A 19,394-nucleotide genomic window follows, 5' to 3' on the forward strand; every position below is an offset into this window, starting at 1 on the left:
GCGTCGCCGCCCGCCTCGACGACGGCACCGCCCCGCACGACGAGGCGACCGGCCCCGAGGAACTGCTGCGGGCGGAGCTCGCCGAGCTCGTGCGCGAGGCCGGGAAGCTGCTGGCTGACGTCCCCCTCGACGGGGAGCCCCGCGGCGACGCCGAGGCCGTGTTCGGTGCCGACCTCGCCGCCGAGCGCACCCCCGCGTACCTCACGGTGCTCCACGCCTCCCTCTTCGCCGCCTACCAGGAGCTGGTCGGCGGCCCGGCCGGGCCCGGCGCGGACGCTGCCGGAAGGACCGGCGGCCGAGGCCGTGGAGCGGTTCGAGGAGCGCGCCGCGCGGCTGCGCGCCGAGGCGCGGCCAGGAGGCGCGCGCTCGGAGCTCGTTGCTCCACGAGGAACGGTCGCGCCTGTGGTACTGCCTTACGGAGACTCCGTCTCGTTTGTCCCGTAAGCGTAGGAAAGGTGCGTCTGTGTCGCAGCACGAGCAGGGTCCGGACCGCCGTCCGGACGGCACCGCGCGGGGCAGTGGGGTGGGCCTGCCGGTGACGGCGGACCTCCTCCCCGGCCGCCCCGACCACCACGGCGCCCGCACCGACCGGATCGTGTTCGGTGTCAGCGCCGTCCTCACCCTGGCCTTCGTGGTGTGGGGCGCCACAGCCACCGACAGCCTGCAGAGCGTCTCGGGCTCGCTCCTCGACGGCCTGATCCGCGACGGGGGATGGGCGTTCATGCTCGCCGCCTCCGGCTTCGTCGTCTTCGCCCTCTGGCTGGCCGTCAGCCGCTACGGCCGGATCACCCTCGGCCGGGAGGGCGAGGGCCCCGAGTTCCGGACCGTGTCCTGGATCGCGATGATGTTCAGCGCCGGCATGGGCATCGGCCTGATGTTCTACGGGGTGAGCGAACCCCTCGCCCACTACGCCACCCCGCCGCCGGGCACCCGGCCCCTGGACTCGGCCGAGCGCATGCAGACCGCCATGGCGACCACGCTGTTCCACTGGACGCTCCACCCGTGGGCGATCTACGCCGTGGTCGGACTCGCCATCGCCTACTCGACGTTCCGGCGCAGGCGCCGCCAGACCATCAGCGCCGTCTTCGTCCCGCTGATGGGCGAGCGGCTCGCGTACGGCGGTCCCGGCCGGTTCATCGACATCCTGGCCATCTTCGCCACCCTCTTCGGCTCCGCCGCCTCGCTCGGCCTCGGCGCCCTGCAGATCGGCAGCGGCTTCGAGGAGCTGGGCTGGATGGCGAAGGCGGGCACCGGGCTGCTCGTCGGCATCATCGCCGTCCTGACCGTGGCGTTCGTCCTCTCCGCCGTCTCCGGTGTGGAGAAGGGCATCCAGTGGCTCTCCAACATCAACATGGTGCTCGCGGCGCTGCTCGCCGTCTTCGTCTTCGTGGCGGGGCCGACCGTCATCGTCCTCGACCTGCTGCCCACCTCCCTGGCCGCCTACCTCGGCGACCTGCCGCAACTGGCCGGCCGCACCGAGGCGACCAGCGGCGAGAACATCCACGACTGGCTGGGCGGCTGGACCGTCTTCTACTGGGCGTGGTGGATCTCCTGGACGCCCTTCGTCGGCATGTTCATCGCCCGCATCAGCCGGGGCCGGACGATCCGGCAGTTCGTCGGCGGCGTCATCCTCGTGCCGAGCACGGTCAGCCTCGTCTGGTTCGCCGTCTTCGGCGGCACGGCGATGAAGGTCAGGGAGGAGGGCGGGCTCGCGGCCGAGGCCACCCCCGAGGGGCAACTCTTCGGGCTGCTCCAGGAGTTCCCGATCGCGGGGACGACGAGCGTGCTGGTGATGGTCCTGGTCGGCATCTTCTTCGTCTCGGGCGCCGACGCGGCCTCCATCGTGATGGGCACGCTCTCGCAGCGCGGCGCGTTCGAGCCCACCCGGCCGGTGGTGGTCTTCTGGGGCGTCGTCACCGGAGCCGTCGCCGCGATCATGCTGCTCATCGGCGACGGCCAGGGTGACGCGCTCGCCGGCCTGCAGAACCTCACGATCCTGGTGGCGGCGCCGTTCGTCGTCGTGATGGTCGGCATGTGCGTGGCGCTGATGAGGGACCTGCGCGAGGACCCGCTCATCGTCCGGGGCGAGGTGGGGGAGGAGGTCGTCGAGCTGGCCGTGATCGCGGGCCACAAGCGGTACGGCGGCGACTTCGAGCTGCGCATCGGACCGGGCTCCCCGCCGTCCCGCGGGGCCTCGGGCCCGGGTGCTCCACCGGGGCCGGACGGCCCCGCCGGTTCCGGCGCGCCGACGGGCTCCCCGGGCGTCGGGGGCCTCTGACCGCCGTCACCCGGCGGGCGGGGCGGCGCCGGGAGCGGAGGCGGAGGCGGGAGATCGGTGCACCACCCGGAAGCGGTGACGCTCGCGGGCCAGCTCGTGGCCCTCCCCGTCCGTGAAGCGGCCCGTCACCTCGTACACCGCGCAGCCCTCCCGCCCCACCGGCAGCCGTTCGGGCGGGAGCCGCAGCTCGTACGGGCCGCCCGCCCGGAAGCCTCCCAGCACCGTCCGCGTGGCGGAGAGCGACTCCCCCTCCACGGACAGTGCCCATGCGCGGGTCCGGGTCTCCTCGAAGGCGAGCCCGTCGACGTCCCGGCCGAGCCGGAACCGGAGCCCGACCCCGAGGACGGCACCCTCCGGCAGGTCGAGCGTCGGCGGCTCCGCGCCGCCGCCCCGGAGCCGGGCGAGCGGCACCGCGAGGCGTCCCAGCTCGTCGGTGTAGAGCGAGACGTCCAGCAGGGTGAAGTCCCCCGGTGTCCTGGTCATGGTCGCGCTCCTCGGGCCCGATCCGCGTCCTCACCGCAGGCGTCTGCCCAGACCGGCGCGGCGCACGCACGGCCGGGCCGGGCGCCGGGGCGGGGCGCCCCCGCGGACAGGACGCCGCGCCGGGGGCGGGCGGACAATGGGGGGAGACTCCACGGACGGAGAAGGCCATGCCCGCTGCCCCGCCCGCGTACTGGATCGGTTCCGTGCCTCCCGCCCCCGACCGCCCCCCACCGGCCGGCGACCTCACCGCCGACGTGGTGGTCGTCGGGGCCGGGATCGTCGGGCTGAGCACCGCGCGCGAACTCGCGCGCGCCGGGTGCGACGTCGTGGTCCTGGAGGCCGACCGGATCGGTTCCGGCGTGACCGGACACACCACCGGCAAGGTCACCTCCCTGCACGGGCTGTGCTACGGCCGGCTCCGGAGGGAACACGGAGCGGAGGCGGCCGGGCTGTACGCGGACGCCCAGGAGGACGCCCTGCGCACGGTGGAGCGGCTGTGCGCGGGGTTCGAGGACGACGCCGAACTGGAGCACCTGCCCGCCTTCACGTACACCACCGAGACGGGACGGATCCCCGACATCACGGCGGAGGCCGCCGCGGCGTCCGCCGCCGGGCTGCCCGCCGCCATGGTCGCAACGAGCGCCGACACCGGCCTGCCGTACCCGGTCGCCGCCGCCGTACGCGTCGAGAACCAGCTCCAGTTCCACCCGGGCCGCTTCCTCGCGGGGCTCGCCGCCGACGTGACCGCCCACGGCGGGCGGATCCACGAGCACACCCGCGTCACGGAGCTGCACGACGGCGCCGAGTGCCGGCTCACGACGGAGGACGGCCACACCGTGCACGCCCGGGACGTCGTGCTCGCCACCCAGTACCCGCTGCGCTGCCACAGCACCCTGCTCGTCAAGCTGGGCGTCCGCCGCGAACTCGTCCTCGCCGCGCCGGTCCCCGCGGACCGGGCGCCCCGGGGCATGTACCTGGCGCCCGAGCTCTCGACGCGCTCCGTGCGCACCGCGCCGCTCGACGGAAACCGCCGGCTGCTGATCGTCGCGGGGGAGAGCCACCCGCCGGGCACGGGCGGTGTCCGGGAGCGCTTCGCGCGCCTGGAGGCGTGGGCCCGCCGGTCGTTCCCGGCGCTCGGCGCGGGCCCGCTGCCGTACCGCTGGACCGCGCAGGACGTGACGACGCCGGACGGGCTCCCGTACGTCGGTCACGAGCACCCCGACACCCAGCACGTGTACGTCGCGACCGGCTTCGACGGCTGGGGCCTGAGCAACGGCGTGATGGCGGGGCGGCTCGTCACCGCGCACGTGACGGGCGCCCCGCGGCCCGCCTGGACCGAACTCTTCGACCCGCGCCGCAGGTTGCCCTGGCGGGACGTGCCCGCCGTCGCCAGGTCCCAGGTCGCCACCGGCCGCCACTTCCTCGCGGGCCTGACCGGGGGCCGCTCCGGCGGCACCGCTCCGGGACCGGAAGCGGGCGCCGGGGCCGCCGGCCCCGGGACCGTGGGCGGACGGCCCCGCTGCACCCACATGGGCTGCGAGCTCGGCTGGGACGACGCGGAGGAGACCTGGGAGTGCCCGTGCCACGGCTCGCGCTTCGCCGCCGACGGGCGGGTGCTCCAGGGCCCGGCGACCCGGCCGTTGGGCACGGAGTGACGCGGGGGCGCGCGGGGACGCGCGCCCCCGGGGCCGCCGGGGGAGGTGCGCGCGGGGTCAGGCGGAGGTGCGCGCGGGTGCTTCCCGTACGGGGTGCTTGCTGAGGATCGAGACGCGGTTGAAGGCGTTGATCGTGATCGCCACCCAGATCACCGCCGCGATCTCGGCGTCGTCCAGCGCCTCCCGCGCCTCGGCGTAGGCCTCCTCCTGGGCCCGGGCGTCCGCCGGGGTCGTGGTGGCCTCGGCCAGCGCGAGCGCGGCGCGCTCGCGGGCGGTGAAGACCTCGGTGTCGCGCCAGGCGGCGAGCACGCCCAGGCGCCGGGCCGTCTCGCCGGAGCGCAGGGCCGCGCGCGTGTGCACGTCGAGGCAGGACGCGCAGCCGTTGATCTGCGACACCCGGAGGTTGACCAACTCCACGAGGATCCGGTCCAGTCCCGCGTCGTCGGCGGCGGCGCGGACCGTTTCGGCCGTCCGCACGAGGGCGTGATAGGCCTGGGGGGTCTGCTTGTCGACGTACACCCGTCGCCTCGCGGGGGCTCCGGCCGGGTCGTTCATGACGCGCTCCTGATCGTCCGGCCCGTGCGTGTCACGGGCGCGGAAGCTATGATCCACCATGATGGTTGAAAATGGAACTATTATGTTCCTTGGCCCGAGGGGTACGGCATGAGCATTCCAGAGATCCAGCAGGTCGAGGTCCTGACGGCGCGGGACGTGCCGTTGGGCGGCCCCCGCGCGATGACCGTACGCCGCACCCTGCCGCAGCGGGCCCGGACCCTCATCGGCGCCTGGTGCTTCGCCGACCACTACGGGCCCGACGCGGTCGCCGCCTCCGGTGGCATGGACGTCGCCCCCCACCCCCACATCGGCCTCCAGACCGTGAGCTGGCTCTTCGCCGGCGAGATCGAGCACCGCGACAGCCTGGGCAGCCACGCCCTCGTCCGCCCCGGAGAGCTCAACCTCATGACGGGCGGCCACGGCATCAGCCACTCGGAGGTCTCGACCCCCACCACCACCGTCCTCCACGGCGTCCAGCTCTGGGTGGCCCTCCCCGCCGAACACCGCGACACGCCACGCGACTTCCGGCACTACGCACCCGGCACCGTCCGCCGCGACGGCGTCGACATCCGGGTCTTCCTCGGCACGATCGCGGGCGACACCTCCCCCGTCCCCACCTTCACCCCGCTGCTCGGCGCCGAACTCCTCCTCGACCCCGGGGCCACCGTGACCCTCCCCGTCGACCCCGCCTTCGAACACGGCCTGCTCGTCGACGAGGGCGAGGTCCGGCTCCTGGACACGGTCCTGCGCCCGGCCCAACTCGGATACGTCCCCACCGGACGGGCCGGCCTCACCCTCACGAACGAGTCGGACCACCGGGCCCGCGCCGTGCTCCTGGGCGGGACGCCGTTCGAGGAGGAGATCATCATGTGGTGGAACTTCATCGCCCGCACGGACGAGGAGATCCGCGGCGCCCGCGCGGAGTGGGAGCGCGCCTCGGACCGCTTCGGCGAGGTCGAGGGCTACCCCGGAGACCGCCTCCCGGCCCCGGAGCTCCCCACCACCCCGCTGAGGGCCCGCCGCAACCCGCGCTGAGCTACAGTCCCGGGCCGTTGTACGCGCCGCGGTGCGGCTTCGCGGTCGCGGACACCGGGTTGCCCCAGTAGTCGCGGCCGCCGTTGCCGGTGATCACCGAGCCGTTGCCCAGCGCGGGGGACGTGGCGCGCAGCCGGTAGCCGCCGGCCGAGTCGAGCGTCGTGCCGCCGGTGCCGGGGGCCACGAAGTGCGGGTCGCCCGCGATGCCGTTGGCGGTGGGCCGCGGCACGTTCTCGAAGACGTTCCACAGCCAGGAGATCCCCGGCCCGGTGGGCAGCCGGGAGTCGGTGGTGCCCACCCAGACGTTGTTCTCGACCACGCTCTCCTCCGGGAGCGTGATGTCGAACCTCCGGTCCGTGCAGTACACGACGTTGTTGTACATGTGGAGGGCCGACCGCCCCGCGCTGACGCTGCTCATCCGGCAGTCGTTCTCGGAGACGTTGAAGCGGATGACCTGCTTGGCGCCGCCGATGGTGCCGCAGCCGTCGCAGTCGAGGAAGAAGCCGCCGATGTTGTCGCGGCTGAAGTTGTACTGGACGGTGCAGGTGCCGGTGTTGCCCCAGTCGCAGTCGAAGGCCTGGCTGTCGGCCACGGACATCCGCGTGATGCCGTACACCACGTTCTTCTGGATGGTCGGGTTGTGGTCGCCGAGCACCCATATGCCGGCGAAGTTGCCGCCGGAGAACGGGTAGACGCCGTTGCCGACTCCGGCGGCGGTGTTGTACTGGATCAACGGGCCGTCGGCGAAGCTGGCGATGATGCCGTCACCGCCGACGTCCTTGACGACGTTGTGCTCGATCAGCACGCCGGAGCCCTTCGCGGCCATCGAGCCGACCCGGATCTTGAGGCCGCCGCCGCCCGTGTTGCTGATCTGGTTGTGGTGGACGCGGATGTCGTGCAGCGTCGAGTTCGTGCCGCTCGCACCCGTGACGACGCCGGCGGACTGCACGAAGTCCTCCGTGGTCGGGCTGGTCTTGTTCGTCTGGCCGGCCACCCGGTCGACGACCAGCCCGCCGATGTCGAAACCGCGGTGCGCCGTCCCGTCGGTGACGGAGATCCGCAGCCCGGTGCGGCGGGCGAGGGTGCTCGCCGGGTTGGTGAGCTTGAGGCCGCTGACCCGCCAGTGGTCCTGGTTGGTGAACGAGACGACGTTCGCCGCGCCGTCGCCGTCGAGGACGGGCAGCGCCCCGGTGCCGTACCCGGTCAGCGTGACGGGCGCGGCGGCCGTCCCGCTGCCGCGGGGCGCGAGGGACCCCGTACACGTCGTACCGGCCGCGAACGCGAGCGTGTCCCCGGGGCCGTACGTCCTCCCGTTGGCCTGAGCGACGCTGTTGAACGGCGCGCCCTGGCTGCCGTCCCCGGCGACCGCGCGCGAGCAGTCCACGTACGTGACGCTCCCCGCGGCGGCGACGGCGGAGGCGGGTGACGCGTCGCCGAGGGCGGTCGCGCCCGAGAGGGCGAGGACGACGGCGACGAGCCCTCTGCTCGTCGCCCGGCGCCCCGGGCGGGCTCCGATGTTGGTCATGGCACAACACCTTCCTGAAGGTCCGGTGGCGCCAGAAGCTAGGGGCGCCCGCTGATCGAGTCAATGCAATTCGCTCGAATGATCGAATTTCGATCAGAAGGTGGGTGATTGGTCGACTTGTGAACGGTCCTTCGCGGCGGCACGGTGCCGAGCGGGTGACCGTGGTGCGAGGTGCGGAGATTCGGCGCCGGGGGCCCTCGCGGGCCGCGCAGAGTGGGCGGGTGGATGTCGAGCAGATCGCCGGGGAGTTGTACGGGCTGAAGCCGTCGGAGTTCACCGCGGCGCGGGACGCGTACGTCGCCGAGGCGCGCCGGGCGAAGGACACGGTGGCGGCGAAGGCGATCGCCGCACTGCGGAAGCCGGCGCTCGCGGCGTGGGCCGCCGACCTGCTGGCCCGTCAGCGGCCGGAGGAGGCGGAGCGGTTCCTGGCCCTGGGGGAGGCGCTGCGGGAGGCCCACCGGACGCTCGACGCCGAGCGGCTGCGGGCGGCGAGCCGACAGCAGCACCAGCTCGTGGCGACGCTCGCCCGCACCGCCGCCGACCTGGCGCGCGAGGCGGGGCAGCCGGTGAGCGACGCCGTCCTCGGCGAGGTCGAGCAGACCCTCCACGCCGTGCTCGCCCACCCGGACGTCGCCGACCTGTGGGCCGGGGGCCGACTGGTGAAGGTGCCGGAGGCCGCGGTCGGCTTCCCGGACGTCAGCCCGGAGGCCGTACCGCCGAAGCCCGCCCGCGAGAAGGCCGAGAAGGTCGAGAAAAGGGCAGAGAAGGAGGCGGAGAAGGCGGAGAAGGAGGCCGAGGAGCGGCGGAGGCGGGACCTCGCAGCCGCCCGTGCCGCGGCGGCAGCGGCGGCCGCCGCCGAGGTCGAGCGGTGCGAGCGGGCGCTCGGCGAGGCGCGCGAGGCCGAGCGGGACGCCGCGGACCGGGCCGAGGCGGCCACCGAGCGGGTCCGCGCCCTGGAGCGCGACCTCGAGGAGGCCCGGCAGGGCGCGCAGCGGGCCGGGGCCGACGCGGCGGAGGCGCGCGAGGCGCGCGGGGCGGCGGAGACGGCGCTGAGCGAGGCCCGCCGGGCCGCGACCCGCCTGCCGTGATCGGGACCGAGCCGTACGCCCCCGCGTCCTGGTCGTCCGCCCCGCCGTCGTACCGTGCCGCCGCCCTCGTCCCCCGCGTAGTACCTGCGCGGGCGAGCCCGGCCCTTCGCGCGCGCAACCCCCGCGCGCCCTTGCTGTGCGCCGCGCCGGCGGCGGGGCTACTTGACGGAGCCGGCGGTCAGGCCGGAGACGACCTTGCGCTCGATCAGCGCGAAGAGGACGACGACGGGCACGATGGCGATGACCGAGCCGGCGAAGAGGTAGTTCCACTGGACGGTGTAGTTGCCGATGAAGCTGTTGATGCCCACGGTGAGGGGCTGGCTCTCCGGAACGGTGGAGAGGGTCAGACCCATGACGAACTCGTTCCACGCCGCGATGAAGGTGAAGATCATCGCGGTGACGACGCCCGGCATCGCCAGCGGAAGGGTGATCCGCAGGAGTGCGCCGCCGCGCCCGAGGCCGTCGATCAAAGCGGCTTCCTCGAGCGCTTCGGGGATCGAGGAGAAGTACGCGGTGAGGATCCAGATCGCGAACGCCAGGTTGAAGGCGGCGTTGCACAGGATCAGGGTCCAGACCGAGTTGAGCATGCCGAGCTGGTAGAACTCGCGGTAGAGGCCGACGAGCAGCGAGGTCGGCTGGAACATCTGGGTGACGAGCACCAGCAGCAGGAAGAGCGCGCGCCCGCGGAACCGCATGCGGGCGGTGTAGTACGCGGCGGGGATCGCCACCAGCAGGACGAGCAGGGTCGATCCGGCGGAGACGAGCAGGGTGACGCGGAGGTTGTCCGCGAGGTGGGACTCGCGCCACACGTCGACGAAGTTCGACCACTCGAAGTCGCCCGGCAGGTAGGTGGCGTCGCGGAGTTCGTGCGCCGGCCGGAGCGCGGTGACGACCATCTCCAGGTACGGGGCCAGGAACACCGCGGCCACGAGCCACGCGGCCGCCGTGATCAGCAGGGTGCGGGGGGCGAGCGCGCGCCGCGTCATCGGTCTTCCTCCTGGTTCCAGCGGCTGGCCTTGAGGAAGACGACGACCATGACCACGACGAGGGCGAAGTTGACCACCGACATCGCCGCCGACTGGCCGATGTCCGCGTTCTTGAGCTGGTACATGAAGACCGTGGTGGTGGCGGTGTCGCTGTCGGGCCCGCCGCGGGTCATGCTCCAGATGATGGGGAAGGAGTTGAAGACGTTGATCAGGTTGATCACCATGCCGACCAGCAGCGCGGGACGCAGCAGCGGCAGGGTGATCCGCAGGTACGTCTGCCAGGCCGTCGTGCCGTCGACGCGGGCGGCCTCGTAGACCTCGGCCGGGACGGTCTGGAGACCGGCGAGCAGGGTGTACGTGGTGAACGGCAGCGAGACGAAGACGGCCACGAACATCATCCACGGCCAGGCGGTGGACGGGTCGCCGAGCCAGTCCTCGGGGCCGTCGATGACGCCGAGGTCGGTCATGACGGTGTTGAGGACGCCGGCGGTCCGGTTGAGCATCCACTTGAAGCCGATGGCGGTCATCACCACGGAGGCGGCCCACGGGGCGATGAGCGCCCACCGGGTGACGCGGCGCCCGGGGAACCGCTGGTTGAAGAGTTGGGCGAGCGCCAGGGAGAGCACCATCGTGGCGGTGACCACGACGAGGGTCCACACGACGGTGTTGACGATGACCGAGGGGAGCGACGGCTCCTCGAAGAGCTGCGCGTACTTGTCGAAGCCGGCCGAGCCGCGGACGAAGCCGCTGCTGCTGATCTTCAGGAACGAGGTGCGGACCATCTCGTAGACGGGCCAGAGCACGACCAGGACGATGAGCAGGACCGCGGGGCCGATCCAGGGCAGGGGGCCCAGGCGGGCCAGGCCGCCCCGGCCCTTGCGGGCGGGCCGGGCGGCGGGGGCGGCGGGGGAGCTGGGGGACACGAGGGTGCCTTCCGTGACGGTGCGGAGCGCGGGCCTACTGGTCGGCGACCGCCGCCTCCGCCTTCTTCTGGAGTGCGCCCAGCACCTTCGCGGGGTCGTTCACGGCGGTGCCGCCGCTCTTCTTGATCTCCGCGGAGACGGCGTCCCAGGTGGTGTCGCCCAGCGGGTAGAAGGCGGCGTTCGGCAGCAGGGCGAAGAACGGTTCGAGGTCCTTGTGCTTGCCGTTGGTGGTCATCTCCTGGAGCGTGTCCTCGGTGACCGGCATGAGGTTGTAGGTCTCGTCGAACTTCAGCGTGTTCTCCTTGGCGTACGCGAAGTCGAGGAAGGCGCGGACCTCTTCCTTGTGGCCGCCGTCCTTGAACGCCATCATCCAGTCGGCGACGCCGAGGGTGGACGTCAGCGCCCCGGAGCGGCCGGGGATGGGCGCGACGCCGTAGTCGACCTTTCCGTCCTTGGACATCTGGATCAGCGACGGGTGGCCGTTGAGCATCGCGGTCTTGCCGGCGGCGAAGTCGGCGAAGGCGGTCTTGCGGTCGGTGGTGGCGGGGTTGGCGTACGTCAGGCCGGGCCCGACGAGGTTCTCCTTCAGCCAGGAGAACGCCTCCACGTTGGCCTTGCTGTCGAGCGTGTACGCGCCCTTGGCGTCCGTGTAGCCGCCGCCGTTGCCGAGCTCCCAGATGAGGGACTCGCCCTGGGCCTCCTCGGGGCCGAGGGGGAGCGCGTAGGGGGTGACGCCCGGCACCTTGGCCTTGATCTTCTGGGCGGCGGCCTTCACCTCGTCCCAGTTCTTGGGCGGCCCGGTGAGGCCGGCCTTGGCGAACAGCGTCTTGTTGTAGAAGAAGGCGCGGGCGGAGGAGACGAACGGGATGCCGTACTGCGTGCCGTCCACCTCCCCGGCCTCGGCGAAGCTGTCGATGAGGTTCGCCCGTGTCTTCTCCGACAGCACCTCGTCGGCCCGGTACAGGAGGTCGTCGGCGACCTTGTCGGCGTAGCCGCCCGTCTGGAGGACGTCCGGCACGTTGCCGCTCTGGATCATCGTCTTCACCTGGGCGTCGATGTCGTTCCAGTTGATGACCTGGACATCGACCTTGATCTTCGGGTGGGCGGCGGTGAAGCGCCGGGCCACGTCCTGCCAGTACGCCGTCGAGCTGTTCGACGCCTTGTCCCCGTAGTCGGCGGCGACGAGCTTCAGCGTCACCTCGCCGTTCGCCGAACCGCTGCCGTCCTCGGTGCCGCCGCCGCAGGCCGTGAGGGTGAGCACGCCGAGCGTGCAGGCCGCCACGAACATCCGCTTGTTCATCGTGAGTACCGCCTTTGTTTCAACCGGCCGCCGGGACGACGCGGCCGGTGGGATGCAGGAAGGACAGCAGCTCGGAGCGTGCTTGAACCTGGGTGGGCAACCAGGATTGCGCTCAGTAACGAGCATCTGCTGTGGGCAAAGTAAACACGATGACGGGGCTTCCGTACCAGGGGCCGTTACGCGAACGATGCCGAAGAGGCCGGAAGTCGGGTAAGGCGCGGGGGCCGGACAGCGCGACGCCCCCCGTGCGTCCTCGGTGCACGGGGGGCGTGGGCCTGCGGCGGCAGGGGGTCAGACGGTGACCACCTCGATGCCGGCCTCGGTGAGCCGGGCGGCCATCTCCGGGGCGATCGCCGCGTCGGTGACGAGGGTGTCGATGCGGTCGAGGCCGCAGATCCTGGCGAAGGCGCGCTTGCCCATCTTGGACGAGTCGGCCACCAAGACGACCCGGCGGGCGCGTTCCGCGAAGAGCCGACTGATTCCGGCCTCGTCCTCGTGGTGCGTCATGACGCCCAGATGGGGGTCCACACCGTCGACGCCCAGCACGGCGACGTCCAGCACCACCTCGTTCAGCACCCCAGCCGTGAGCGGTCCCACCAGCTCGTACGTCTGCGGCCGCGCCACGCCGCCGGTGACCACGATCTTGAACTGCGGGCGGACCGCCAGCTCGCCCGCGATGTTCAGCGCGTTCGTCACGACGGTGTACGCGGGCCCGGACTGCCCCTCGCCCGGCTCGCCGCGCCCTCCCCCCGCCCGCAGGGCCAGGGTGCGGGCCACCTCGGTGGTCGTCGTCCCTCCGTTGAGGCCGATCACGTCGCCCTCGGTCAGCAGGTCCGCCACCGCGCCCGCGATGCGCTGCTTCTCGGAGGCCCGGCGGGACGACTTGTAGCGCAGGGGGAGTTCGTACGAGACGCCGTGGGCGATCGCCCCACCGCGCGTGCGGACGAGGAGGCGCTGTTCGGCCAGTTCGTCGAGGTCGCGGCGGATGGTGGCGGGCGACACGTCGACGGCCACGGAGGCCTGCTCCACGTCGAGCTTGCCCTCGACCGCGAGCAGTTCCAGCAGCCTGCTCCACCGCTCCTGCTTGGACATGTGACCGCGCCCCTTCCCTGTCTGTGAGACCTGCGCAGACGTGATCGTAGCGCGACAACATCGAGCACGGCTCCGAACCCGGGGTTACCGCACGCGACATGCGGTCCGGGCGGCACCAGGCGGCTGTGGCGCCTACTTGCGCGAACTTTTTCCTCCATCTGGACTGATTGATTGTGCTCTGTTTATGCTCGCACTGAACATCATCGGTCACTCTGAATGGTCGCCAGCTCATGGACGTCAGTGCCTCGCGTGTCCCGCCCCCGGGTGGACCGTCCTCCTGTGTGCTCGCCCTGGATGTCGGCGGGACCGCGATGAAGGGCTCCGTGCTTGACCCCGTCCTGCGCCCGGTCGCGTCCCTGCGCCGCCCGACACCGCGCGCCGAAGGACCGGACGCCGTCGTCGCCGCCGTCGCGGAGACCCTCCTCGACCTGGAGCGACGGGCCGGGGAACGCGGACTCAGGGTCGAGCACGCCGGAGTCGTCGTCCCCGGCATCGTCGACGAGGACCGGCAGCGGGCGGTGTGGTCGGCCAACATCGGCTGGCGCGACCTGCCGCTCGCCGCCCTCCTCGCCTCCCGCACCGGCCTCCCCGTGACGCTCGGCCACGACGTCCGGGCGGGCGGCGCCGCTGAGTGCGCCCTCGGCGCCGCCCGCGGGGCGCGGGACGTGCTCTTCGTGGCCGTGGGGACGGGCATCGCCGCGGCGCTCAGCCTCGACGGCCGCCCGGTCAGCGCGGGCGGATTCGCCGGGGAACTCGGCCACATCAGGGTCCCCGGGGGGACGGCGTGCCCCTGCGGCGGCGACGGCTGCCTGGAGACCGTGGCGTCCGCGCACTCCGTCGCGCGCGCCTACACCGCACGCAGCGGACGCCCGGCCGCCGGGGCCGCCGACGTCGCCGCACGCCTCGGCGCGGGCGACCCCGTCGCCCGCGCCGTCTGGACGGAGGCCACCGAAGGGCTGGCCGAGGCGCTGGCCACGGCCGTCTCCCTCGTCGCCCCCGAACTCGTCGTCCTCGGCGGCGGCCTGGCCGAGGCCGACCGGCTCCTGCTCGACCCCGTACGGGACGGACTCGACGCGCGCCTCACCTTCCAGCGGCGCCCCGCCCTCGTCCGCGCCGCCCTCGGGGACCGCGCGGGCTGCCTCGGCGCCGGCCTGGCCGCCTGGCGGGCGGCGGGCCGGCCCGCACCCGGAGCACCCGGGCCCGCACGCGCCGCCGGAGCGACCGAAGCCACCAGAGCCGCCGGAGCCACCGGAGTCACCGCACGATGATCGTCACACTCACCCTCAACGCCGCCCTCGACGTCACCTGGGAGGTCGCCGCGCTGCGGCCCCGGACCTCCCACCGCGTCCTCGCGGCCCACGAACGCGCCGGGGGAAAGGGCATCAACGTCGCCCGGGTCCTCACCCACCTCGGCCACGCGCCGCTCGTCACCGGCCTCGCCGGGGGCCCCACCGGCCGCGCGATCCACGACGGCCTGCGCTCCGCCGGCATCCGGGCCTCCCTCGTCGCCGTCGCCGGGGACTCGCGGCGCACGGTCACCGTCGTCTCGCGCGACGACGGTGACGCCACCGTCTTCAACGGCACCGGGCCCGTCGTGACCGCCGCGGAATGGGCCGCCTTCCTCGGGCACTACACCGAGACGGTCCGGGGCGCGAGCGTCGTCGTCCTGAGCGGAAGCACTCCGCCGGGGCTGCCCCCGGACGCGTACGCGGTCCTCGTCAGGATCGCCGCGAGCGCCGGGGCCCTGACCGTCCTCGACACCTCCGGGGCCTCCCTCGCCGCCGCTCTGGCGGCCGGACCCGATGTGATCAAGCCGAACGCGGCCGAACTCGCGGAGGTGACCGGCCACGCGGACCCGGCCGAGGCCGCCGCGGAACTGCTCCGCCGCGGCGCCCGTGCGGTCGTGGCGTCGGCGGGCCCGGACGGTCTGCACGCCGTCACGCCGGAGGGTGCCTGGCGTGCCGTGCCTCCGGAACTTCTCTCCGGCAACCCCACGGGCGCGGGCGACGCCTGCGTCGCGGCCCTCGCGGCCGGGCTCGCCGCCCGCGCGACCTGGCCGGACATCCTGCGCGAGGCCGTCGCCCTCTCCGCCGCCGCCGTGCCGTGCGCGGTCGCCGGCGAGGTGGACGCCGCGGTCCACGCCCGGTTCCGGCCGGGGGTCCGCGTGGACGCCCTCACACCGCCGCCCGCCCGATGAGGCACGCCCCGCCCCGCAACCGCCCGGCGCGTCACGGCCCGTCCGACGCGCCACCCGTAACGAACCCCGACCGCCGCCGTACGACCCCCGACCGAGCCACCCCACGACCCCGAGGACTTCGCATGACCACCTTCGAGACCTCCCGCACCTCCGTCGAGATCGACTCCCAGCCGGACACCTGGCGCCGCGCCGCCGCCTCGGTCGCCGACCTCGCCGATGCCCTGCCCCGCCGCGGCGAGCGCGTCGCGGTCGTCGGCTGCGGCACGTCCTGGTTCATGGCCCACGCCTACGCGCGGCTGCGCGAAGCCGGCGGCCACGGCGAGACGGACGCCTTCGCGGCCTCCGAGTTCCCCGACGGCCGCGGCTACGACCGCGTCCTCGCGATCACCCGCTCCGGCACCACCACCGAGGTCCTCGACCTGTTGGCCCGCGTCAAGGGCACCCTCGCCACCGGCGCTCTCACCGCCGACCCCGCGACGCCCGTCATGGCGGCCGCCGACGCCGTCGCGGTCCTCGACTTCGCGGACGAACAGTCCGTCGTCCAGACCCGGTTCGCCACGACGGTCCTCGCCCTCCTCCGCGCCCACCTGGAGGCCGAGAACGCCCTGCCCGCAGGCGTACGGCCGATGGCGCAGGCGGCCGAGGACGCCGAGCGCGCCCTCACGGAACCCCTTGGCGACGCCGTCCGCGACGCCGGGCAGTTCACCTTCCTCGGCTCCGGCTGGACCTACGGCCTCGCCCTCGAAGCCGCGCTGAAGATGCGGGAGGCGGCGGGCGCCTGGACCGAGGCGTACCCCGCCATGGAGTACCGCCACGGCCCGATCAGCATCACCGGACCCGGCCGGGTCGCCTGGCTCTTCGGCCCCGCGCCCCAGGGCCTCGCCGACGACATCGCGCGCGTCGGCGGTCTGTACTCCGCCCGCTCCGGCGACGAGCCCGGCGCCCTCGACCCGCTGGCCGACCTCGTCCGCGCCCAGCGCCTCGCCGTCCTCCTCGCCGAGGCCCGCGGCTACGACCCGGACCGCCCCCGCAACCTGACCCGCTCCGTGATCCTCGACGGCCCCGACGCCTGACCCCGACGCCTGACCCCGACGTCTCCTCCGCCTCCCTCCCCGCCCCTCTCCCCGCCTCCCGGAGAACTGCCATGCCCCTCAGCCCCACCGACGACATCGTCGGGCCCGCCCGCGCCGCGAACACGGGCGTCGGCGCGTTCAACGTCGTCCAGATCGAGCACGCCGAGGCCATCGTCACCGGCGCCGAACAGGCCGGCCTGCCCGTCATCCTGCAGATCAGCGAGAACACCGCCCGCTACCACGCGGCGCTCGCCCCCCTCGCCCTCGCGACGCTCGAGATCGCCCGTACCGCCGCCGTCCCGGTCGCCGTCCACCTGGACCACGCGGAGTCCGCCGAACTGGTCGAGCAGGCCGTCGCCCTCGGCTTCACCTCCGTGATGTTCGACGCCTCGAAGCTGCCCTACCAGGCGAACGTCGTCGCCACCCGGATGGTCACCGACCTCTGCCACCGGGCCGACGTCTGGGTCGAGGCCGAACTCGGCGAGGTCGGCGGCAAGGACGGCGCCCACGCCCCCCACGTGCGTACGGACCCGGACGAGGCCCGCGACTTCGCCGCGGCGACGGCGGTGGACGCGCTCGCCGTCGCCGTCGGCAGCTCGCACGCCATGACCGTCAGGGACGCCTCGCTCGACTTCGACCTCATCGCGCGGCTGAAGGACGCCCTCGACATCCCCCTCGTCCTCCACGGCTCCTCCGGGGTCGACGACGCGGACCTGGAGAAGGCCGTCGCCGCCGGCATGACGAAGGTGAACATCTCCACCCACCTCAACAAGCTCTTCACCCGCACGGTCAGGGAGCGGCTCGACGCCTCCCCGTCCGTCACCGACCCGCGGACGTACCTGGGCCCGGCACGGGAGGCGGTCGCCGCCGAGGTGGCGCGTCTGCTGCGCGTCCTCGCGGGCCGCTGACCCGGAGGAAGCGGGACGAGCAGGCGACGCGAGCACGCGACACCAGGAAGCGATACGGGGAGGGCCCGGCTGCCGCCGCAGCCGGGCCCTCCCCTTCCGTCGCGACGGAACCGGTGCTATCCGACGGTCCAGCGCTGCAACGCCGAACCGTTCGCGGGCTGCTGGCTGACGAGCGCGCCGTTGGCCGTGGAGGCGGTGGTCAGCAGGAGGCCGCTCTTGACGGAGGTCAGGGTGTGACCGCCGCCGGTGACGGGGGCGATCCGCCAGCGCTGGTTGGTGTTGCCCGTGCAGGTCCACTGGACGACGGCCGCGCCGGCGGAGAGGGACCCGCCGCTCACGTCGGCACAGAGCCCCGAGGCGAGGTTGGTCAGCGTGTAGGAGCCGTCCGGCTGCTCGGTGAGGGTCCACTTCTGGTTCGCGCCGCCGTGCAGCGCCCAGGTCGCGAGCCGGGTGCCGGGCGACGTCGAGCTCCCGGGCACGTCGAGTGCCTGGGTGCCGGTGGTCAGGGTGTGGACGCCGCTCAGGCCGCCGCCCCCGCCGGGGGAGCCGCTCCAGGGCACGTCGGGGGCGGCGTAGTAGCCGATGCCCGCCGCGGTCCAGCGCGGTCCGTGGGTGCCCAGCCGGCGGCTGAAGTCGGTGTAGTCGTGGGTGGACAGCGGCGACCAGCCGATCTCCGCGACGGCCGGCAGCCGCGGGAACGTCATGTGCTCGGCGTACACGTACGGCTCGGGGAACTGGCTGGTGGAGGTGGGCAGCTGGCTGCTGCCGGAGTAGGCGCGGTCCGCCCACAGCGCGGCCTCGACGCCGAGGATCCGGTCGGCGGGGACGAGGGAGCCGGTGCCGTTGGGCTTGGCCGTGGAGGTGGTGGGGTCCCAGCCGTACGCCTTGCTCAGCGGGACGTGTCCCTGCCACGACAGGCCGTAGGGGGTGGTGGAGTCGTACTTCATGTCCAGGTAGGCGTGGTCCGAGGGGGACATGACGAACCGGGCGTTCTGCCGGACCGCGTTGCGGACGAACTGCACGTCCTCGGTCTCGCCGGAGGTGCCGATGCTGGCCCGGTCGTCGGCGTCACCCCACCACTGCATGACGCTGTCGGCCGGGATCGTCGACTGCCCGAGCTGGTGCCAGCCCATCACGGTCTTGCCGCGCGCGGTGGTGGCCGAGGTCGAGGCGGAGACGTACGCGGCGTACTGCGAGGAGGTCGCCTGCGGGGTCTCGTCACCACCGAGGTGCACGTAGGGCCCCGGCGTCATCGCCGCCACCGTGTCGATGACCGTGGTGAGGAAGGAGCTGACGTCGGAGACGTGCTGGGCGTCGCTCAGACAGTAGAGGCTGATGCCGACCTCGAAGCCCGAGTACGGCTTGATCGCCTTGTTGTCGCAGTTGAGGTTCGCCACGGACGCCAGCGCTGCGCTGGTGTGACCCGGACCGTCGATCTCCGGAACCACGGTCATGAAGCGGGACTTGGCGTACGCCACGATCTCCTGGTACTCGGCCGCGGTGTAGTACCAGGACGTGCCGCCGGTGAAGCCGCTCTGCGTGCCGGCGCCGACCGTCGTCAGGCTCGGTATCGCACCGATCGCGATCCGCCAGCCCTGATCGTCCGTCAGGTGCAGGTGCAGCGTGTTGATCTTGTAGGTGGCGGCCTGGTCGATGTACCGCTTCAGCTGCGCCACCGGGAAGAAGCGCCGCGCCACGTCCACCATCACGCCCCGGTAGGAGTACCGGGGCGAGTCGGAGATCTGTACCGGCGCCACGGTCCACGGGCCCGGCTTGACGGTACGGGACTCGATCTCGGCCGGGAGCAGCTGCCGCAGCGTCTGTACGCCCCGGAACAGACCCTGCGCTCCGTGCGCGGTCACCGTCACGCCGGTGCCGGACGACGACAGGGTGTACCCCTCGGCGCCGAGGGCGGCCGGGCCGTTCGGGTCCAGGACGATGGCCTGGGCGACCGGCTGGGAGGTCGAGGTCACCGGCAGCGTGTAGCCGGTCGCCGGCGCGAGCAGCGAGGCGAGGTACGTGCCCACGCCCGCCGCGTCGGGGTCGGCGGACGGCACGACGTTCACCGTCGTCTGCGCGGTCAGCGCGAAACCGCTGCCGGTCGGGTTCGTCTGGGAGACGGGCTGGGGCACGACGGCCGGGGCGGTGGACCCGGCGACCGAGTCCGACGCCGCGGTCGCCGTGGGCGTCATCGGCGCGGGCGCGGCGAGCGCGAGGACGAGCGCGGCGAGGGCGGAGAGTTTCCCTCTCCGTCTGCGCGACGAGCGCATGGGCGACTCCTTGGGGTTTGGGGGAG

16 protein-coding genes are annotated in these 19,394 nt (G+C 73.3%); 8 read left to right on the plus strand and 8 right to left on the minus strand.

All coding sequences use genetic code 11. From position 1 onward, the window contains the following. Positions 1–463: 463 nt before the first annotated feature. Entirely contained in the window at positions 464–2,278 is a 1,815-nt protein-coding gene (locus ACWDVG_RS26470; RefSeq protein WP_451702567.1) for a BCCT family transporter, read from the plus strand. Positions 2,279–2,284: 6 nt separating this feature from the next. Here ACWDVG_RS26470 and ACWDVG_RS26475 read toward each other — a convergent pair whose 3' ends face one another. After that, positions 2,285–2,761, minus strand: a complete 477-nt coding sequence (locus tag ACWDVG_RS26475; protein ID WP_451702569.1) for a hypothetical protein — start codon at positions 2,759–2,761, stop codon at positions 2,285–2,287. Between the two features lie 167 nt (positions 2,762–2,928). On the opposite strand from ACWDVG_RS26475, the gene ACWDVG_RS26480 reads away from it, so the two are divergent. Continuing rightward, the gene (locus ACWDVG_RS26480) at positions 2,929–4,416 is read left to right on the plus strand and encodes an FAD-dependent oxidoreductase (protein WP_451702570.1); all 1,488 of its coding nucleotides are present in this window, start codon (positions 2,929–2,931) and stop codon (positions 4,414–4,416) included. A gap of 57 nt (positions 4,417–4,473) precedes the next feature. On the opposite strand, the gene ACWDVG_RS26485 is transcribed toward ACWDVG_RS26480, so the two are convergent. Continuing rightward, positions 4,474–4,971, minus strand: coding sequence for a carboxymuconolactone decarboxylase family protein (locus tag ACWDVG_RS26485; RefSeq protein ID WP_451702571.1), 498 nt, complete (start codon positions 4,969–4,971; stop codon positions 4,474–4,476). A gap of 108 nt (positions 4,972–5,079) precedes the next feature. Between ACWDVG_RS26485 and ACWDVG_RS26490 the strand changes: the two genes are divergently transcribed. Then, complete coding sequence (locus ACWDVG_RS26490) at positions 5,080–6,006, plus strand: pirin family protein (RefSeq protein WP_451702573.1); 927 nt, start codon at positions 5,080–5,082, stop codon at positions 6,004–6,006. 1 nt (position 6,007) lies between these two features. On the opposite strand, the gene ACWDVG_RS26495 is transcribed toward ACWDVG_RS26490, so the two are convergent. After that, a complete protein-coding gene (locus tag ACWDVG_RS26495) occupies positions 6,008–7,531 on the minus strand; it encodes a right-handed parallel beta-helix repeat-containing protein (RefSeq protein ID WP_451702575.1) in 1,524 nt (507 codons plus the stop codon). A gap of 221 nt (positions 7,532–7,752) precedes the next feature. On the opposite strand from ACWDVG_RS26495, the gene ACWDVG_RS26500 reads away from it, so the two are divergent. Beyond that, positions 7,753–8,619, plus strand: a complete 867-nt coding sequence (locus ACWDVG_RS26500; RefSeq protein WP_451702577.1) for a hypothetical protein — start codon at positions 7,753–7,755, stop codon at positions 8,617–8,619. A gap of 158 nt (positions 8,620–8,777) precedes the next feature. Here the strand turns inward: ACWDVG_RS26500 and ACWDVG_RS26505 are convergent, their stop codons facing one another. The 4 genes from ACWDVG_RS26505 to ACWDVG_RS26520 form a co-directional block, all read right to left on the minus strand. Then, the gene (locus ACWDVG_RS26505) at positions 8,778–9,605 is read right to left on the minus strand and encodes a carbohydrate ABC transporter permease (protein WP_451702579.1); all 828 of its coding nucleotides are present in this window, start codon (positions 9,603–9,605) and stop codon (positions 8,778–8,780) included. Beyond that, positions 9,602–10,528 (minus strand): carbohydrate ABC transporter permease, encoded by a 927-nt coding sequence (locus tag ACWDVG_RS26510; RefSeq protein WP_451702581.1) that lies wholly within the window; start codon positions 10,526–10,528, stop codon positions 9,602–9,604. The genes ACWDVG_RS26505 and ACWDVG_RS26510 overlap by 4 nt, the downstream gene beginning before the upstream one ends. 34 nt (positions 10,529–10,562) lie before the next feature. Continuing rightward, positions 10,563–11,828 (minus strand): extracellular solute-binding protein, encoded by a 1,266-nt coding sequence (locus tag ACWDVG_RS26515; RefSeq protein ID WP_451702582.1) that lies wholly within the window; start codon positions 11,826–11,828, stop codon positions 10,563–10,565. 291 nt (positions 11,829–12,119) lie between these two features. After that, positions 12,120–12,920 (minus strand): DeoR/GlpR family DNA-binding transcription regulator, encoded by an 801-nt coding sequence (locus ACWDVG_RS26520; RefSeq protein WP_451702583.1) that lies wholly within the window; start codon positions 12,918–12,920, stop codon positions 12,120–12,122. 230 nt (positions 12,921–13,150) lie between these two features. Here ACWDVG_RS26520 and ACWDVG_RS26525 point away from each other — a divergent pair, with 230 nt between their 5' ends. The 4 genes from ACWDVG_RS26525 (at position 13,151) to ACWDVG_RS26540 (ending at position 17,098) form a co-directional block, all read left to right on the plus strand. After that, positions 13,151–14,188 (plus strand): ROK family protein, encoded by a 1,038-nt coding sequence (locus ACWDVG_RS26525; RefSeq protein ID WP_451702584.1) that lies wholly within the window; start codon positions 13,151–13,153, stop codon positions 14,186–14,188. Further along, positions 14,185–15,117 carry a 1-phosphofructokinase family hexose kinase gene (locus ACWDVG_RS26530; protein ID WP_451702586.1) on the plus strand — a complete coding sequence of 311 codons (933 nt, stop codon included), beginning with the start codon at positions 14,185–14,187 and terminating at the stop codon, positions 15,115–15,117. Before ACWDVG_RS26525 ends, ACWDVG_RS26530 begins: the two co-directional genes overlap by 4 nt. Before the next feature lie 122 nt (positions 15,118–15,239). Continuing rightward, entirely contained in the window at positions 15,240–16,190 is a 951-nt protein-coding gene (locus tag ACWDVG_RS26535) for an SIS domain-containing protein (protein ID WP_451702588.1), read from the plus strand. A gap of 71 nt (positions 16,191–16,261) precedes the next feature. After that, on the plus strand, positions 16,262–17,098 hold the full coding sequence (locus ACWDVG_RS26540) for a class II fructose-bisphosphate aldolase (RefSeq protein ID WP_451702590.1): 837 nt from the start codon (positions 16,262–16,264) through the stop codon (positions 17,096–17,098). 116 nt (positions 17,099–17,214) lie between these two features. Here ACWDVG_RS26540 and ACWDVG_RS26545 read toward each other — a convergent pair whose 3' ends face one another. Further along, positions 17,215–19,368 carry a family 20 glycosylhydrolase gene (locus ACWDVG_RS26545; protein ID WP_451702593.1) on the minus strand — a complete coding sequence of 718 codons (2,154 nt, stop codon included), beginning with the start codon at positions 19,366–19,368 and terminating at the stop codon, positions 17,215–17,217. Between the last annotated feature and the right edge of the window lie 26 nt (positions 19,369–19,394).

The sequence above is a fragment of the Streptomyces sp. NPDC003327 genome (assembly GCF_053589515.1).

What these genes read in the sequence shown, in the direction of transcription:
- ACWDVG_RS26535 (WP_451702588.1), top strand. Translation starts at nt 15,240, where the DNA reads ATGACCACCTTCGAGACCTCCCGCACCTCCGTCGAGATCGACTCCCAG.
- ACWDVG_RS26530 (WP_451702586.1), top strand. Translation starts at nt 14,185, where the DNA reads ATGATCGTCACACTCACCCTCAACGCCGCCCTCGACGTCACCTGGGAG.
- ACWDVG_RS26545 (WP_451702593.1), bottom strand. Translation starts at nt 19,368, where the DNA reads ATGCGCTCGTCGCGCAGACGGAGAGGGAAACTCTCCGCCCTCGCCGCG.
- ACWDVG_RS26490 (WP_451702573.1), top strand. Translation starts at nt 5,080, where the DNA reads ATGAGCATTCCAGAGATCCAGCAGGTCGAGGTCCTGACGGCGCGGGAC.
- ACWDVG_RS26515 (WP_451702582.1), bottom strand. Translation starts at nt 11,828, where the DNA reads ATGAACAAGCGGATGTTCGTGGCGGCCTGCACGCTCGGCGTGCTCACC.
- ACWDVG_RS26475 (WP_451702569.1), bottom strand. Translation starts at nt 2,761, where the DNA reads ATGACCAGGACACCGGGGGACTTCACCCTGCTGGACGTCTCGCTCTAC.
- ACWDVG_RS26505 (WP_451702579.1), bottom strand. Translation starts at nt 9,605, where the DNA reads ATGACGCGGCGCGCGCTCGCCCCCCGCACCCTGCTGATCACGGCGGCC.
- ACWDVG_RS26480 (WP_451702570.1), top strand. Translation starts at nt 2,929, where the DNA reads ATGCCCGCTGCCCCGCCCGCGTACTGGATCGGTTCCGTGCCTCCCGCC.
- ACWDVG_RS26495 (WP_451702575.1), bottom strand. Translation starts at nt 7,531, where the DNA reads ATGACCAACATCGGAGCCCGCCCGGGGCGCCGGGCGACGAGCAGAGGG.
- ACWDVG_RS26485 (WP_451702571.1), bottom strand. Translation starts at nt 4,971, where the DNA reads ATGAACGACCCGGCCGGAGCCCCCGCGAGGCGACGGGTGTACGTCGAC.
- ACWDVG_RS26540 (WP_451702590.1), top strand. Translation starts at nt 16,262, where the DNA reads ATGCCCCTCAGCCCCACCGACGACATCGTCGGGCCCGCCCGCGCCGCG.
- ACWDVG_RS26525 (WP_451702584.1), top strand. Translation starts at nt 13,151, where the DNA reads ATGGACGTCAGTGCCTCGCGTGTCCCGCCCCCGGGTGGACCGTCCTCC.
- ACWDVG_RS26520 (WP_451702583.1), bottom strand. Translation starts at nt 12,920, where the DNA reads ATGTCCAAGCAGGAGCGGTGGAGCAGGCTGCTGGAACTGCTCGCGGTC.